Origin of the sequence: Nonomuraea sp. NPDC049695 (assembly GCF_040674955.1) — a bacterium.
GTDB classification, from domain to species: domain Bacteria; phylum Actinomycetota; class Actinomycetes; order Streptosporangiales; family Streptosporangiaceae; genus Nonomuraea; species Nonomuraea helvata.
In genome coordinates this window covers 69006-83395 of sequence record NZ_JBFANV010000036.1, presented here as the reverse complement: position 1 = coordinate 83395, position 14390 = coordinate 69006, and the positions used below count along the sequence as shown (strand labels likewise).

Annotated in this window: 16 protein-coding genes; 7 read left to right on the top strand and 9 right to left on the bottom strand. The window is 71.4% G+C overall.

Annotation, left to right across the window (positions count from 1 at the left end; translation table 11 throughout):
• Positions 1-4: 4 nt before the first annotated feature.
• Positions 5-853 carry a 16S rRNA (cytidine(1402)-2'-O)-methyltransferase gene (gene rsmI / locus AB0J64_RS28770; RefSeq protein ID WP_345002134.1) on the bottom strand — a complete coding sequence of 283 codons (849 nt, stop codon included), beginning with the start codon at positions 851-853 and terminating at the stop codon, positions 5-7.
• A gap of 77 nt (positions 854-930) precedes the next feature.
• Between rsmI and AB0J64_RS28765 the strand changes: the two genes are divergently transcribed.
• Both AB0J64_RS28765 and AB0J64_RS28760 read left to right on the top strand, forming a co-directional pair.
• Positions 931-2562 (top strand): phospholipid carrier-dependent glycosyltransferase, encoded by a 1632-nt coding sequence (locus AB0J64_RS28765; protein ID WP_364033255.1) that lies wholly within the window; start codon positions 931-933, stop codon positions 2560-2562.
• 113 nt (positions 2563-2675) lie between these two features.
• On the top strand, positions 2676-3860 hold the full coding sequence (locus AB0J64_RS28760) for a hypothetical protein (RefSeq protein ID WP_364033252.1): 1185 nt from the start codon (positions 2676-2678) through the stop codon (positions 3858-3860).
• Here AB0J64_RS28760 and AB0J64_RS28755 read toward each other — a convergent pair.
• On the bottom strand, positions 3852-4247 hold the full coding sequence (locus AB0J64_RS28755; RefSeq protein ID WP_364033249.1) for a MerR family transcriptional regulator: 396 nt from the start codon (positions 4245-4247) through the stop codon (positions 3852-3854). The genes AB0J64_RS28760 and AB0J64_RS28755 overlap by 9 nt on opposite strands.
• Before the next feature lie 48 nt (positions 4248-4295).
• On the opposite strand from AB0J64_RS28755, the gene AB0J64_RS28750 reads away from it, so the two are divergent.
• Together AB0J64_RS28750 and AB0J64_RS28745 are read left to right on the top strand one after the other, a co-directional pair.
• Positions 4296-5087, top strand: a complete 792-nt coding sequence (locus AB0J64_RS28750) for an MBL fold metallo-hydrolase (protein WP_364033246.1) — start codon at positions 4296-4298, stop codon at positions 5085-5087.
• A gap of 14 nt (positions 5088-5101) precedes the next feature.
• Positions 5102-6034: a DUF5996 family protein gene (locus AB0J64_RS28745; protein WP_364033243.1), complete on the top strand. Its 933-nt coding sequence runs from the start codon at positions 5102-5104 to the stop codon at positions 6032-6034.
• Positions 6035-6233: 199 nt separating this feature from the next.
• Here the strand turns inward: AB0J64_RS28745 and AB0J64_RS28740 are convergent, their stop codons facing one another.
• Positions 6234-7658 carry an MFS transporter gene (locus AB0J64_RS28740; protein WP_364033240.1) on the bottom strand — a complete coding sequence of 475 codons (1425 nt, stop codon included), beginning with the start codon at positions 7656-7658 and terminating at the stop codon, positions 6234-6236.
• Positions 7658-8476 (bottom strand): TetR/AcrR family transcriptional regulator, encoded by an 819-nt coding sequence (locus AB0J64_RS28735; RefSeq protein ID WP_364033237.1) that lies wholly within the window; start codon positions 8474-8476, stop codon positions 7658-7660. The genes AB0J64_RS28740 and AB0J64_RS28735 overlap by 1 nt, the downstream gene beginning before the upstream one ends.
• 67 nt (positions 8477-8543) lie before the next feature.
• On the opposite strand from AB0J64_RS28735, the gene AB0J64_RS28730 reads away from it, so the two are divergent.
• Positions 8544-9302, top strand: coding sequence for a PIG-L family deacetylase (locus AB0J64_RS28730; RefSeq protein WP_364033234.1), 759 nt, complete (start codon positions 8544-8546; stop codon positions 9300-9302).
• Positions 9303-9309: 7 nt separating this feature from the next.
• On the opposite strand, the gene AB0J64_RS28725 is transcribed toward AB0J64_RS28730, so the two are convergent.
• Complete coding sequence (locus AB0J64_RS28725; protein WP_364033231.1) at positions 9310-10575, bottom strand: sigma-70 family RNA polymerase sigma factor; 1266 nt, start codon at positions 10573-10575, stop codon at positions 9310-9312.
• A gap of 14 nt (positions 10576-10589) precedes the next feature.
• Positions 10590-11006, bottom strand: a complete 417-nt coding sequence (locus AB0J64_RS28720) for a YciI family protein (RefSeq protein WP_364033228.1) — start codon at positions 11004-11006, stop codon at positions 10590-10592.
• Positions 11007-11088: 82 nt separating this feature from the next.
• Between AB0J64_RS28720 and AB0J64_RS28715 the strand changes: the two genes are divergently transcribed.
• Entirely contained in the window at positions 11089-11868 is a 780-nt protein-coding gene (locus AB0J64_RS28715) for an alpha/beta fold hydrolase (RefSeq protein WP_364033225.1), read from the top strand.
• Here the strand turns inward: AB0J64_RS28715 and AB0J64_RS28710 are convergent.
• The gene (locus AB0J64_RS28710; RefSeq protein WP_364033222.1) at positions 11819-12787 is read right to left on the bottom strand and encodes a YafY family protein; all 969 of its coding nucleotides are present in this window, start codon (positions 12785-12787) and stop codon (positions 11819-11821) included. The two genes, AB0J64_RS28715 and AB0J64_RS28710, sit on opposite strands and share 50 nt — an antisense overlap.
• Positions 12788-12850: 63 nt before the next feature.
• Between AB0J64_RS28710 and AB0J64_RS28705 the strand changes: the two genes are divergently transcribed.
• Positions 12851-13324, top strand: a complete 474-nt coding sequence (locus tag AB0J64_RS28705) for a VOC family protein (RefSeq protein WP_364033219.1) — start codon at positions 12851-12853, stop codon at positions 13322-13324.
• Here the strand turns inward: AB0J64_RS28705 and AB0J64_RS28700 are convergent.
• Together AB0J64_RS28700 and AB0J64_RS28695 are read right to left on the bottom strand one after the other, a co-directional pair.
• Complete coding sequence (locus tag AB0J64_RS28700) at positions 13272-13670, bottom strand: DUF5360 family protein (RefSeq protein WP_364033216.1); 399 nt, start codon at positions 13668-13670, stop codon at positions 13272-13274. The two genes, AB0J64_RS28705 and AB0J64_RS28700, sit on opposite strands and share 53 nt — an antisense overlap.
• On the bottom strand, positions 13663-14211 hold the full coding sequence (locus AB0J64_RS28695; RefSeq protein ID WP_364033213.1) for a TetR/AcrR family transcriptional regulator: 549 nt from the start codon (positions 14209-14211) through the stop codon (positions 13663-13665). Before AB0J64_RS28695 ends, AB0J64_RS28700 begins: the two co-directional genes overlap by 8 nt.
• Positions 14212-14390 lie beyond the last annotated feature (179 nt).

Genomic DNA, 14390 nt, shown 5'->3' with positions numbered 1-14390 from the left:
CACCCTATGGCGTAAGAGATCTCCTGTGAACCAGGTCGTACAGCTCTCGTTTGGGGATCCCCGCCTGCTTGGCCACCTCGGCGACGGCGATCTTGCGTTGCGTGCCCTCGGCGACCCTGCGGTCCACCTCGGCGACCAGCTCGTCGAGGTCCGGCTCGTCCTCGCCCGCCACGTGTCCGGCGACCACGACGGTGATCTCGCCCTTGACGCCCTTGGCGGCCCACTCGGCCAGTTCGCCGAGCCCGCCCCGGCGCACCTCCTCGTACGTCTTGGTCAGCTCGCGGCACACGGCGGCCTGCCGGTCGGGGCCGAACGCCTCGGCCATGGCCTCCAGGGAGCTCGCCAGCCGGTGCGGCGCCTCGAAGAAGACCATCGTGCGCTCCTCGCCCGCCAGGGCGGACAGGCGGCGGGCCCGGTCGCCCGGCTTGCGCGGCGGGAAGCCCTCGAAGCAGAACCGGTCGCTGGCCAGCCCTGACACGGCCAGCGCGGTGGTGACCGCGCTCGGCCCCGGCAGCGCGGTGACCGTGATGCCCTCGTCGACCGCGAGGCGCGTCAGCCGGTAGCCGGGGTCGGAGACGCCCGGCATGCCGGCGTCGGTGATGACCACGACCGTGCGGCCCTCCTTGAGGCTCTCGAGGAGCTCACGGGCCCTGCCCGCCTCGTTCTGGTCGTAGTAGGACACCACCCGTCCGGCGATCTCCACGCCCAGGTCGGCCGCGAGCCTGCGCAGGCGCCTGGTGTCCTCGGCGGCCACCACGTCGGCGCTCTGGAGCGCCTCCCGCAGCCGGGGCGAGACGTCGCCCGCCTGGCCGATGGGAGCTCCTGCCAGCACCAATTTGCCGTCTACAGTCACCTGACCATTGTGACAGGGCATCCGAATTCAGCGTGTTTCTGCAATTGCTATCGCGTTGGGGCCCGTACGATGTCCGAATGGCGGTGACCGATTCCCCGTACCAGGCCTACGAGAACTCGGAGGTCGGCGAAAGCCTTCCCCAGACGCGGTCCGTACGGGATCGGCTCGTGCCTCCCATGCGCGGCAGCGTCCTGTGGGGCTGGGTGGGTCCCTTGCTGGTCACCCTCTTCGGCGCCGTCCTGCGCTTCATGAACCTGAGCCATCCCGGGTCCGTGGTCTTCGACGAGACGTACTACATGAAAGACGCGTTCTCGCTGATCACCTGGGGTGTCGAGCGGACCACGATCAAGGACGCCGACAAGGCGATCATCGCCGGCAACACCCACATCTGGCAGTCGTGCACCCCCGAGACCCTCGACAAGTGCGCCTCCTACGTCGTGCACCCGCCGCTGGGCAAGTGGATGATCGGCCTGGGCGAGTGGATGTTCGGGCTCAACCCGTTCGGCTGGCGCTTCGTCGCGGCGCTGATCGGGTCGCTGTCGATCCTCGTCCTGGCCAGGGTGGCCCGCAGGATGACGCGTTCGACGCTGCTCGGCTGCTTCGCCGGCCTGCTGCTGGCCCTTGACGGCCTGCACTACGTGCTGTCGCGCACGGCGCTGCTGGACATCTTCCTGATGTTCTGGGTGCTGGCCGCGTTCGCCTGCCTGGTGGTCGATCGCGACCAGGCCAGAGAGCGGCTCGTGACCTGGTACGAGACCTCGCCGATCTCGCAGCACGGGCCGTCGCTGGGCATCCGGTGGTGGCGCATCGCGGCCGGGGTCTGCCTGGCCTTCTCGATGTCGGTCAAGTGGTCGGGGCTGGCGTTCGCGGTGGCGTTCGCGATCATGTCGCTACTGTGGGACTTCGGCGCGCGACGGGCCGTGGGGCTGCGGCATCCCTACGTGGGCGCGTTCAACAAGGACCTGCCGCAGGGGGTCCTGGCGTTCGCGGTGGTGCCGTTCGTCACGTACATGGCGACCTGGACGGGCTGGTTCGTCAACGCGACCGGCTACGGGCGCAACTGGGTCCAGGCGACCTCGTCGGGGCCGGGGTTCTTCATCTTCGACTCGATGCGGTCGTGGATCAAGTACCAGTGGCAGGTCTACACGTTCCACAGCGGGCTGGAGTCCTCCCACCCGTACATGTCCGAGCCCTGGCAGTGGCCGCTGCTGCTGCGTCCCGTGGCCTTCTTCTACGAGGGCAAGCAGAACACCTGCGGCGTCAAGGACTGCTCCGAGGCGGTGCTGGGCGTGGGCACGCCGGTGATCTGGTTCGGGGCGGTGGCCGCGCTGGTGACCCTGATCGGCTGGTACGTCTCCTCGCGCGACTGGCGGGCGGGGGCCGTGCTGCTGGCGTACGCGATGGGCCTGGTGCCGTGGATCTACTTCGCGATCGCCGACAACCGCACGATGTTCCTGTTCTACGCCATCCCGATGGTGCCGTTCATGGTGCTGGCCATCACGTTGTGCGCCGGGCTGCTGATAGGGACGTCGACGCCGACGGCCACGGGCGCCATGCCGATGCGGCGTACCATCGGAGCCGCCGCCGTCGGCGCCTTCGCGCTGCTCGCGCTGATCAACTTCTGGTGGCTGCACCCGATCCTGTCCGCCGAGCTCATTCCGTACACCGAGTGGAAGGCACGTATGTTGTTTGAAAAACGGTGGATATGACCGAGTTACCGTCCGTACATTAGTGGGTTCATAGGGTAGTAGCAGTGCAAGACCCAATACGCACCGGTTTCGGTCATCGTCAGGCCAGGGGTCGATACGGCAAACTTCGGGGCATGAGTGCACCGGATGTCGCCGCCCTGCTCGCCGAGTTGGAGCGCTCGCAGCCGGAGCTGGCCGAGGAGGCCAGGACCGCCGTCGAATGGCTTACGGGCGGGGAGCCGCTGGAAGCGGTGACCCAGCTCGATGTCTGCGAGTTCCTCTGGTACACGTTGCCGCTCAAGGTGGGCGGCGACCACGAGCGCTTGGCACGTTCCCTCGGGCAGCTGCTCCAGCTCGGTGGTTTGGAGCGTTACGCCGCTCTGTGCGTGTCACCTACGACTGTCCACATTCTGCGCACGTACGCCCGCGAGGGCGAGGACGCGGGCACCAGCGCCTACCAGCAGGCGCTCGACGCCACGGGCGTGCTCCCGCCCGACGTCCCCGAACTGCAGTGGAGCATGATCATGGGGCCAGAGGAGCTGGGCGCGCACCTCGCCTGCTCCGCCGCCCTCGAGCTGGCGATCCTTTCCGGCGAGAGCGTCGACCGCACCGCGCTGACCCGGCGCTGGCTCACCGAGCCCCGCGCCGAGCTGGGCGGCGACAGCTGGCTCAACCGGGTGCACGGCGAGCGGCTCAACCGCTGGGTGCTGGGGCGGGGCCCGGCCAGGCGGGAGCTGGCCCAGCCGTTCGAGGTGCGCCTGCACGCGCCCGTGACCCCGCAACCCCTGCCGGCCCTGCACCGGCTGCTCTCGCTGGCCGCCTCGGAGGGGAGCCTGCCGCTGCGGCTGGCGCCCTCGCCCGAGGCGCTCAGGCTGCGCGATCTGGCCGAGCGCGAGCTGGGCGCGATCAGCCGCGACGGCGCCAGGCTGGCCATCACCGACTACGGCAGGCGGCTGCTCAAGTCCCGCTCGGCGATGTGGTCGGCGGTGACCAGGCTGCTGCTGGCGCGCGGCGAGCACGAGTTCGAGGTGTCGGCGCGCGAGGCCGCGCTGATGCTGCTCGCCGACGGCACGCTGATGTCGCCCACCGCGCTGCGCGAGCGGGTGGCGGAGGTGATCGGCGGCGAGGGCTGGCATCCCACCACGAGCGTGGAGGACGTGGCCGCGCCGGTGGCCGACCTCATCTCGCAGCTCACCGCCCTGGGGCTGGCGTTCAGCGACGATCTGGCGGTACGGATGGACCGCCCGGGCCAGCTGGCGGCCCTGGCGGCTCTTCGCGCCCACGCCCTGCGGCCGAGAAAGTACGTCAGCTCAGGCTGACACCCGGCTCACTGCCTGCTTGAACTCGGGACACTCGATGAGCGGGTCGTGATCGCAGCTCACCGCGTGACGCAGGCTGTCACGCAGCCGGGTGAGCTGCGCGACCCGCTCGGAGACCTCGCGCTCCTTGGCGGCCATGCGCTCGCGCAGCCTGGCGTCGGACGGCCTGGCCCGCAGGAACTCGGCGATCTCCGACAGCGTGAACCCCGCGTCACGGGCGCACGTGATCAGCGCCAGGCGCTCCAGCGTCTCCGGGCGGTAGGCGCGGCGCAGGCCGTTGCGTCCCTCCGCCTGGATGAGCCCCTTGCGCTCATAGAACCGCAGCGCCGACGGGGCCAGCCCGCTCTGCCTGGCCACATCACCTATGTCGATCAACGTGTCGCCCACGACCTGGCTCCTTGACTTGAACCGCGCTTCAAGTAGCAGCCTAGTCGCATGCGAATTCACCACCTGAACCTCGGGTCCATGCGCGAGATCGAGTCCCTCGACGGCCGGCCGGCGGCGCCCGCCGTGTGCCACGCGCTGCTGATCGAGACGCCCGCCTCCGGGCTCGTCCTGGTCGAGGCCGGGCTGGGCCTCGACGACGTGGCCGAGCCCGACGAGATGCTGGAGCGCGAGTGGACGGAGCTCGTCCAGCCGCTGCTCTCCCCCGCCGAGACGGCCGTACGGCAGGTCGCGGCGCTCGGGCACGACCCGCGCGACGTGCGGCACATCGTGCTGACCCACCTGGACGTGGACCACAGCGGCGGCCTGCCCGACTTCCCCGATGCCCAGGTGCACGTCATGGAGGCCGAACTGGAGGACGCCATCGACCAGGCCCCCAACCGCCGCTACCGTCCGGGCCACTGGGCGCACTCGCCGAAATGGGTGACCTATCCGGGCACGGGCACCCGGTGGCTGGGCGTGGACGGCGTGCGGCCGCTGGAAGGGCTGTCCGAGAACATCCTGCTCGTGCCGCTGGAGGGGCACACGCGCGGGCACGCGGGGGTGGCGGTCGACGACGGCGGCCGCTGGCTGCTGCACGCCGGGGACGCCTACTTCTACCACGGCGAGCTGGACCGGCAGCCCCAGCCGCACCCGCTGATGGACCTCGTGCAGGTCAGCGCCCAGGTCGATCCGGAGCGCCGGGTGTCGAGCCAGGAGCGCCTGCGCTCGCTCGCGCACGACCACGGGGTCGCCGTCTTCTCCGCCCATGACCCCTGGGAACTGTCCGATTACAACAAGTAGTTACCATTGAGGGCATGGAGCTGTTCCCGGCCATGCCGCTGGCCGAATGGGCCGAGGCCAAGGAGACCTTCCACAGGTTCGCGCAGATCGTGGGGAAGATCCGGCTGACGTCGAGCAACCGTCGCAACCACTGGTGGCACGTGCCCTTCCACCCGACCGGGCGCGGGCTCACCACGCGGCCGATGGGCGGGCTGGGCGAGCAGCCGCTGTTCAGCATCGACTTCGACCTCGTACGCCATCGGCTGGTGGTGGACGTGCTCGACGGGCGCAGCGCCGAGTTCAGCCTGATCGGGCGGTCGGTGGCGTCGTTCTACGAGCGGCTCTTCGAGACGCTGGCAGGGCTGGGGATCCGGCCGGAGATCTGGGCGGTGCCGTTCGACCTCGGCGACGACACACCGTTCGACCAGGACACCCGGCACGCCCAGTACGACCCGGTGCTGATCAACCGCTACTGGCGGATCCTGTCGCAGGTGGTGCAGCTGCTCGACCGGTTCGCCGCGGGCTTCGCCGGGAAGATCTCGCCGGTGAACCACTACTGGCACACGTTCGACATCGCGGTCACGCGGTTCACCGGGCGGGTGGGGCGGGTCTCGCCGGACACCGACCCCGTGACCCGGGAGGCGTACAGCCGGGAGGTCATCAGTTCGGGCTTCTGGTTCGGCGACAAAGAGCGGCCGTGGCCCGCGTTCTACTCCTACACCGCGCCCGAGCCCGCGGGCCTGGAGCGCGAGCCGCTGCGGCCCAGCGCGGCCGAGTGGCTGCCGGCACACGGCGGCCACCTGGCGGTCCTGCGCTACGACGACGTCCGCGCGATGGGCAATCCGGTCGCGGGCGTGCTGGAGTTCCTGGAGAGCGCCTACCAGGCGGGCGCCAAGCTGACCGGACTGGACATGGAGGCGGTGGCCTCTCCTGGGGGCGTCACGGACCCCTACTACGCGAAACACTGAGCGCCCGCCCCCCGAGGGGGACGGGCGCTCAACGCGTGAGTACCGGTGTGCAGGTCGCCTCTCGGCGAAAGGCACAACGCGGCTCCAGCCGAACGGTAGTCCGCGAAGGCAATAGGTGAGGCCCGGGGACACTGGACACACCGGCCACGATCTATGTAACCACACCTGCCCGCAGAACATTCCCCGACGCGACACGAATTCAGCCGGATCGTGTGGGCACCCCGGCAGGGTTCGCGGCGGCGACGTCCCGGGCGAGGTAGACGGCGGCGAACGCCAGCAGCCCCGCCACGCCGCCGATCCCGCCGACGATGGAGCCCACCCCTGCGGCGGTGATCCTGGGACCGGCCAGCAGGGATTGCACGCAGGCCAGGCCGAACAGGCCCCCGAGCTGCTTGGTGAGCGCCGATCCGGCGGTGGCCGTGCCCATGTCGGCGCGGGGGACGCTGTTCTGGGTGGCGATCGAGAGGCCGCCCATGGCGGGGCCGGTGCCGAGGCCGGCGAGCAGGAGCCAGGTGCCGGTCAGGACAGGGGAGGTCGCGGGCCCGAGGGCGAAGAACGCGGCCGTGCCGGCGGTGAGCAGCGCGGCCCCGGTCAGCAGCGCCGGCCTGGTGTGTCCCGAGCGGAGGACGAGCACGGCCGTCATCCGGTTGCCCACGGTCATCCCGATCAGGAGCGGGAGCAGGAGGAGGCCTGACACGGTGGCCGAGTGGCCGCGTACGTGCTGAAGGTAGAGCGGCAGCAGCAGGCCCATGGGCAGGGCCGCGAGCTGGAAGAAGAACCCTCCGGCGAGCAGGGCCACGTACGTGCGGCGGCGCAGCAGATGGAGCGGGAGCACCGGCGTGGCGGCCCGGCGCTCGACGGCCACGAGCGCGGCGAGCAGGGCGAGACCGGCGAGGAGGGTGCCGAGCACGGCGGGATCGGCCCAGCCTCGCGTCGTGTTGCCCTTGATGCTGAGCCCGACCAGGACCAGGGAGAGGCCGGTGACGAGGAGGGCGATCCCGGCCGCGTCGAACCTGCCGGGCGCGGCGCCGGGCGGGCGACGCTCGGGGAGCAGCACGGCGATCACGGCGGCGGCGACCGCGCCGAGGGGCAGATTGACCAGGAACGCCCAGCGCCAGCTCGCGTGATCGGTCAGCAGGCCGCCGACCAGCGGGCCGCCCACCATGCCGACGATCATCATGGCGGCCATCAGGGTCTGCATCCGGATCATGCCCTCCGTACGGGAAGGCGGGTACAGGTCGCGGATCACGGCCATGCCCAGCGTGAGCAGGGCGCCCGCGCCGAGGCCCTGGAACGCCCGGCTGACGATCAGGAACGGCATCGAGCCCGCCAGGCCGCAGGCCAGCGAGCCGGCCAGGAAGATCGCCACACCGGCGAGGAGGAGTCGGCGGCGGCCGTATAAGTCCGAGAAACGGCCGTAGATGGGGACGCTGACCGAGGAGGTGAGCAGGTAGGCGGTGACCAGCCACACGTACCAGGAGCCGGTCCCGCCCACCTGCTCGACGATGCGCGGCAGGGCGGTGCCGACCACGGTGCCGTCCAGCATGCCCAGGAAGGCGCAGCCGAGCAGGGCGTAGGTGACCGCCGTGCGGTGGCCTGGGGCGAGGTCCTCGTAGACGTCCATCACCCGGTCTCGCCGCCCTCCAGCGCGCCGTGCAGGAAGAGGTCCACCAGCTCGGCCGAGGTGAGCGGGGACGGCCCCCGGCCGACCGCCATGACCAGGAGCCCGAACGCCCTGGCCAGGCGCTCGGGGGAGAGCCTGAGACGGTCGCGCTCGGGCTCGAACAGCGGGACCAGCGCCTCGCGGGTCGCCGCCATCGACTCCTCCCGCCCGGAGAACCTCCGCCCCTCTCCCCCGCCGGACTCCCCGGCGCCGGTGCGCGCGCCTTCGGATCCGGCGGCACGCCCTTCGGCGGCCTCGCCCTCAGCCGAGTGCACGGCGGAAGGCGCGCGGCCACCGGAGCGACGTGCGTCCGTGGCCGCGTCGCGTGCGTCCGTGGCGGCGCCGCGTGTGTCGTTCGTGGGGGCGCGTTCCTCGCCGGAGAGCCTGCCGCCCAGGAGGCGGGGGTCGCGGCGGAGCCCTCCGGAGGCGGCCATGGCGCCCGCGACGGCGCCCATCCTGGCCAGGTAGCCGCACAGCGCCTCCGACGCCTCGACCAGCCGCTCCTCCAGCGGCAGGTCCAGCGAGATCGCCGCCACATGCGCGAGCGTGTCGTCGGGGCGCACCGCCTCCGCCATGCACGCGGCCAGCAGCGCGTCCTTGTCGCCGAAGGCACGGAAGATCGTGCCCTCGCCGATGCCCGCCGCGCGGGCGACCTGGGCGGTGGTCACCGAGGTGCCGTACTCCACCACCAACGGAAGGGCAGCCCTGACGATCATCTCGCGGCGCTGCTCCGGGCTCATCGCCGGCGCACGACGCCGGCCTGTCGGGTTGGTCATCATGCCTTCGAGAGTACGGAGTGAGTACTCACTCCGTCAACGACTTCAAAGTCGGCTAAGGTGATCGCCCATGGCGACAGTCCTGGCGTTCCACGCGCATCCGGATGACGAGGTGTTCCTGACCGGCGGCACGCTGGCCCGCGCCGCGGCCGAGGGCCACCGCGCGATCATCGTGGTCGCGACGGACGGCGTCATGAAGTCCGTGGCGGAAGACGGCACGGCCCGCATGGAGGAGCTGCGAGCCGCCGCCGCCGAGCTGGGCGTGTCACGCGTCGTGCACCTGGGCTACGCCGACAGCGGCCACGGCAAGGAGCTGTACCCGGACCCGCCGGACCGGATGCGGTTCGTGCGCGCCGGCACGGAGGAGGCTGCGGCCAGGCTCGCCGAGATCCTGCGCGAGGAGAAAGTGGACCTGCTGCTCAGCTACGACCCCAACGGCGGCTACGGCCACCGCGACCACGTCAAGGTGCACGAGGTGGGCAGGCGGGCCGCCGAGCTGGCCGGAGTGCCCAGGGTGCTGGAGGCGACGATCCCGCGTGACGTCGTCGTCCGCATGGTGCGCCTGGTCCGCCTGCTCCGCATCCCGTTCCGCTACGACGACCGGGCGCTGGCGAACGCGTACAGCCCGAGCGCGGCCATCACCCACCGGATCGACGTGCGCCGCTATGCCGGGCAGAAGCGGCGGGCCCTGGCCGCCCACCGCTCCCAAGTGGCGGGGAACGGCCGGATGGCCCCCGTCATGAGGGCTCTCGTACGGCTCCCCGCGCCCGTGTTCGGCCGGCTGCTCGGCCGTGAGTGGTACGTCGAGTCCAAGACACAGAGCCGCTGACGGCCCGCTACGCCGTAGGCCGCGGCGGATGGGGCTCGGCCTGCGGCGCGTCCTGTTCGGCTGAGAGCCTCGCGGCCTTGCCGTGCAGGTAGCGCTGCTGCGGGAAGCTCGTCGTACGCCTGGCGGCCTCCTCGTAGGAGTCGCGGGCGGCCGCGTGGTCGCCGGCCATCTCCAGCAGGTGCCCGCGCACCGCGTGCAGCCGGTGGTCGCCCATGAGGGATTCCTGGAGCCGTTCCAGCAGGTGGAGCCCCGCGAGGGGGCCACGGGCCATGGCCACGGCGACGGCATGGTTGAGCGCCACCATGGGGTTGTCGGAGATGCGCATCAGCAGCTCGTACAGCGCCACGATCTGGGGCCAATCGGTCTCCTCCGCGCTCGGCGCCTCGTCGTGCACCGCCGCGATGGCCGCCTGGAGCTGGTACGGGCCGGGCGAGCCCCGCTTGAGCGCGCCGGTGACGAGTTCGACGCCCTCCTTGACGGCGTCGGCGTCCCAGAGGCCGCGGTCCTGCTCGGCCATCGGGATCAGCGCGCCGTCGGGGCCCGTGCGCGCCGGTCGCCGCGCGTCGGTGAGGAGCATGAGCGCGAGCAGGCCCGCCACCTCGGGATCGCCGGGCAGCAGCCGGTGCACCATGCGGGCCAGCCTGATCGCCTCCGCCGCCAGCTCCGCGCGCTGCAGGTCGGGCCCCGACGTGCTGGCGTACCCCTCGTTGAAGATCAGGTACAGCACGTGCAGCACCGCGCCGAGCCGTTCCGCGCGCTCCTCGGCCCTGGGCAGGCGGAAGGGCAGGCCGCTGTCCTTGACGCGCTGCTTGGCCCGGGTGATGCGGCGCGTCATGGTGCCCTCGGGCACCAGGAACGCGCGGGCGATCTCAGCGGTGGTCAGGCCGCCCACCGCGCGCAGGGTGAGCGCGATCTGCGAGGACGGCGACAGCGACGGGTGGCAGCACATGAACAGCAGGACGAGCGTGTCGTCCGCGCCGGAGACCGGCTGGTCGGCGGCCGGGGCCAGCCATTCGTCAGGCAGCGTCCACGCCGCCACGGCGTCCTCACGGCGACGGCGCGCCTGCTCGCTCCGGAGCAGGTCGGTCAGGCGGCGTGCGGCCACCGTGATCAGCCAGGCCCGCGGGTTGTCCGGTACGCCCTCCCCCGGCCACTGCACGGCGGCCGCCAGCAGCGCTTCCTGCGTGGCGTCCTCGGCAGCGGCGAAATGCCCGAAACGCCGGACAACCGCGCCGAGGACCTGCGGCGCCAGCTCGCGCAGCAGGTCCTCCACCTCGACGCCGTCGATCAGAACCCCAGGTCCGCGCTGGAGTCCATGATGGGCCGGATGTCGGCATACATGGTGTCGCCGGGGTCGCCGGGGTAGGGGCACTGCCCCAGGCGGGCGGCGATCGCGGTGGCCCGGTCGAAGCTCTCGCACTCCACGATCCAGTAGCCGGCCAGCACCTCCTGGGTCTCGGCGTACGGGCCGTCTGTCACGAACGCCTCGCCGCCGCGCGAGCCGAGCCTGCGGGTGTGCACCGGAGCGGCGAGCGCGCGCGTCTCCACCAGCTCTCCCGACTCCTCCAGTTCCTTGTTGAACGCCTCCATGAACTGGTGCATGTCCGCCACAGCCTCCCCCGACCAACCGGATCGGCCGGTGTCCTTGCCGGCCATGGCGTCGTAGTCCTGCTGGGAACCGTAGGACAGGATCATGTACTTCATGGTGATGAGTCCTCTCTCGTGTGCCTCTCACCAGGTACGTCGGAGCCAAGCCCGTTCACCGGACACCTCTACGATGCCAAGCATGCCTTTTGCGACAGCCGTGGACGGCGTCAAGCTGTCCTACCAGGTCCGCGGCGGCGGGCAACCCCTGGTGCTCCTGCAAGGACAGGCCAACAACCACCGGTGGTGGGACCCCGTACGCGCCGACTTCGAGGAGTCTTTCCGCACCATCACCTTCGACTACCGCGGAACGGGCGAGAGCGACAAGCCCGAAGAGCCGTACACCACGCGTGGCTTCGCCGCCGACGTGCTGGCCGTGCTCGACGCGCTGGGGGTGGAGCGGGCGCACGTGTACGGGACGTCGATGGGCGGACGGGTGGCCCAGTGGCTGGCGGCCGACCATCCGGAGCGTGTCGGCTCGCTGGTGCTCGGCTGCAGCTCGCCGGGCGGCGCCCACGGGATCGAGCGGGACAACGACGTACGCAGGTCGCTGGCCCAGCCGGACCGCGCGGCCGCCGAGCGCGCGCTGCTGGAGCTCATGTACACGCCTGCCTGGCTGGCCACCCATCCGGGCCCGCACCACACGACCGGCGATCCGGCCATGCCCGCGTACGCCCGCCGCCTCCACCTGTCGGCCAGCGCCGGGCACGACAGCTGGGACGCGCTGCCCTCCATCGCCGCGCCCACCCTGGTCGTGCACGGCACCGACGACGTGTTCAACCCGGCGGCCAACGCCCCGCTGCTGGCCGGGCGCATCCCGGGGGCGGAGCTGCGGATGATCGAGGGGGCGCGGCACGCGTACTTCGAGGAGTTCAGGGAGATCGCGAGCCCTCTGGTGCTGGAGTTCCTGCGGCGCGGGTGAGGCGGGCGGCCAGCGCGTGCAGGTGCGCGGCGAGCTCGGGCGGCTCGTGCACCTCGAACTCGCAGCCCAGCGCCAGCAGGTGGAAGGCGAGCCAGTCCAGGGTGTCACCGCGCATGCGCAATCGGCAGCGTTCCCCTTCGGCCGGGGTGACCTCGCCCAAGGCCCTGATCGGCTCCGAGGGGCGGGCGTGCAGCGTGACGACGGCCTCGTACGTGGGGGCGAGCGAGTAGAGCTGCTCGGCGACGTACGCGGCGGCGTCGCCGGCGGGCGGCTCGCGCGGCGTGATCCTGGCGCCGGTAGCCCGCGGATCGCCGATGCGGTCGATGCGGAAGATCCGCCAGTCGTCGCGGTCACGGTCGTGCCCGAGCAGGTACCAGCGCCGTCCGGTCGCGACCAGGCGATGCGGGTCGACCAGCCGCTCGCTGATCGTGCCGTCGTTGGCCCGGTACCCGAACCGCACCCGCTCCCGGTTCGCCACGGCCGCCGCCAGCGTGGTGAGCCGCCCGGGATCGACCTGCGTCCCGTCCTCCGCGGGCAGCGGGACGGTGGCGCCGCCCAGTGACCTGACCCGGTAGCGCAGGCGGGACGGCAGCACCTGCTCCAGCTTGGCCAGGGCGCGTACCGACGCCTCCTCGATGCCCTGGACCGGGTTCCTGGCGGCGGTGGACAGGCCGACCGCGATGGCCACCGCCTCCTCGTCGTCCAGCAGCAGCGGCGGCATGGCCGCGCCCGCGACCAGCCGGTATCCCCCGGCCGCGCCCATGGTGGCCTCGACCGGGTAGCCGAGGTCGCGCAGGCGCTCGACGTCGCGCCGCACCGTACGGCGGCTGACCTCCAGCCGCTCGGCCAGCCCGCTGCCCGGCCACTCGCGCGAGGTCTGGAGCAGCGACAGCAGGGCCAGCAGGCGGGACTCGGTCATGGATCTCAGCGTAAATGGAGATGTGGGACAGGATCTGACCTACTTCGTACATAGCCTCCAGGCATGAACATTCCTGAGGGCTACACCACCGTCACGCCGTGGATCATCGGCCAGGACACCGCCGGGCTCATCGACTACCTCCAGAAGGCGTTCGACGCCGTCGAGCTGGCCAGGGTGCTGGACGACGAGGGCCGCATCGGGCACGCGGAGGTGCGGATCGGGGACGCGGTGGTGATGATGTTCGACGGGGCCTCCCATTGGCCGCCCACCCCGGCCTTCCTGCGCCTGTACGTCCCTGACGCCGACGCCACCCACCGCCGCGCCGTCGAGGCGGGCGGGACGTCGGTGACCGAGGTCACGCACCTTTTCTGGGGCGACCGGGTCGGACGGGTACGCGACCCGTTCGGCAACCTGTGGTGGATCCAGTCCCGCGTCGAGCAGGTCTCACCGGAGGAGATGGAGGGCCGCATGGGCGACCCGGTGTTCACGAAGGCGATGGAGTACGTCCAGAGTGCGGACTTCTTTCCCGGGAGATGAGACGGACGATCGCCGGGACGGGGAAGAGCATCAGGTAGAGGTTCGGGGCCCACCAGACCAGGGAGTAGTCGCCGCGCAGGGTCCAGAAGGCGATCGCCATCAGCCCCGACGCCATGGTGAGCACCAGCGACACCAGCATGAGCTGGTCGCTCCTGAAGACCCAGAGGCCGGCCAGACCGGTCGTGCTGGCCAGCAGGTCGATCCAGAGGAACGACCAGTTCCAGTCGGCCATCAGCGGGTTGGCGTAGTCCGCGAACGCCCACTCGGGCGGGATGAGCCCGAGCCCGGTGATGGTGAAGTAGGCCACGAAGCCCAGGTCGGTGACCAGCATCAACCGCTTAGTCACGGGCAGCACGGTCGATCATCTCCATGAGATGCCGGCGGGTCCGCTCGTGCAGGCCGGGGCCGGGCTCGCCGAGCCCGAACAGCCGGGCGGCCCACCAGCCGTCCACGGCCAGGCGCACGGCCGTCGCGACGGCCGGGTCGATGCCGTCGTCCGCCAGCCGGGCCTGCCAGGCCGCGAACCTCTCGCGCAGCGGCTCCAGCCCGGCCGGATCGACCAGCACCCCGGCCAGCAGCCCGACGGTGACCCGGTCGGCCGGGGCCGAGGCGGTGTGGCGCTCGGGGATCGTGGCCTCGACGTAGGCCCGCAGGAAGTCGCCGGGGCGGCTGCCCGCCTGGGCCAGGGCGGCGTCGAACGCGTCGGTCAGCCGCTCGACCATCGCCCCGACCAGCGCCTGCTTGGTGGGGAAGTGATAAAACAGCCCGCCTTTGGAAACCCCGGCCCTCTTGGCGACGGCCTCCAGGGTGAGCGACTCGGCCCCCTCGGAGAGCAGCACCTCGGCCGCGGCGTCGAGCAGACGTTCCTTGGAACTGGCTCTTGGCACGCCCGTTACTGTACCGGCTGGCCGGTATATTTCAAGACCCACTGCCTGGCCGGCGCCGGCGTAGCAGAGGTGGCGACTTTCTTGCCAGGTGACTGGAAGGCGACAACGTGGCGCAGCCAAAGTCGGTTGCGTACGTCCCAGGAAGCTTGCTACGTTCGCGGGCATGTCCAGCCCCGAGG

Coding starts and splice junctions, on each gene's coding strand:
- AB0J64_RS28720 (WP_364033228.1), bottom strand. CDS start 11,006: ATGAAGTACATGATCCTGTCCTACGGTTCCCAGCAGGACTACGACGCC.
- AB0J64_RS28745 (WP_364033243.1), top strand. CDS start 5,102: ATGGAGCTGTTCCCGGCCATGCCGCTGGCCGAATGGGCCGAGGCCAAG.
- AB0J64_RS28715 (WP_364033225.1), top strand. CDS start 11,089: ATGCCTTTTGCGACAGCCGTGGACGGCGTCAAGCTGTCCTACCAGGTC.
- AB0J64_RS28710 (WP_364033222.1), bottom strand. CDS start 12,787: ATGACCGAGTCCCGCCTGCTGGCCCTGCTGTCGCTGCTCCAGACCTCG.
- AB0J64_RS28760 (WP_364033252.1), top strand. CDS start 2,676: ATGAGTGCACCGGATGTCGCCGCCCTGCTCGCCGAGTTGGAGCGCTCG.
- AB0J64_RS28730 (WP_364033234.1), top strand. CDS start 8,544: ATGGCGACAGTCCTGGCGTTCCACGCGCATCCGGATGACGAGGTGTTC.
- AB0J64_RS28765 (WP_364033255.1), top strand. CDS start 931: ATGGCGGTGACCGATTCCCCGTACCAGGCCTACGAGAACTCGGAGGTC.
- AB0J64_RS28705 (WP_364033219.1), top strand. CDS start 12,851: ATGAACATTCCTGAGGGCTACACCACCGTCACGCCGTGGATCATCGGC.
- AB0J64_RS28750 (WP_364033246.1), top strand. CDS start 4,296: ATGCGAATTCACCACCTGAACCTCGGGTCCATGCGCGAGATCGAGTCC.
- AB0J64_RS28740 (WP_364033240.1), bottom strand. CDS start 7,658: ATGGACGTCTACGAGGACCTCGCCCCAGGCCACCGCACGGCGGTCACC.
- AB0J64_RS28735 (WP_364033237.1), bottom strand. CDS start 8,476: ATGATGACCAACCCGACAGGCCGGCGTCGTGCGCCGGCGATGAGCCCG.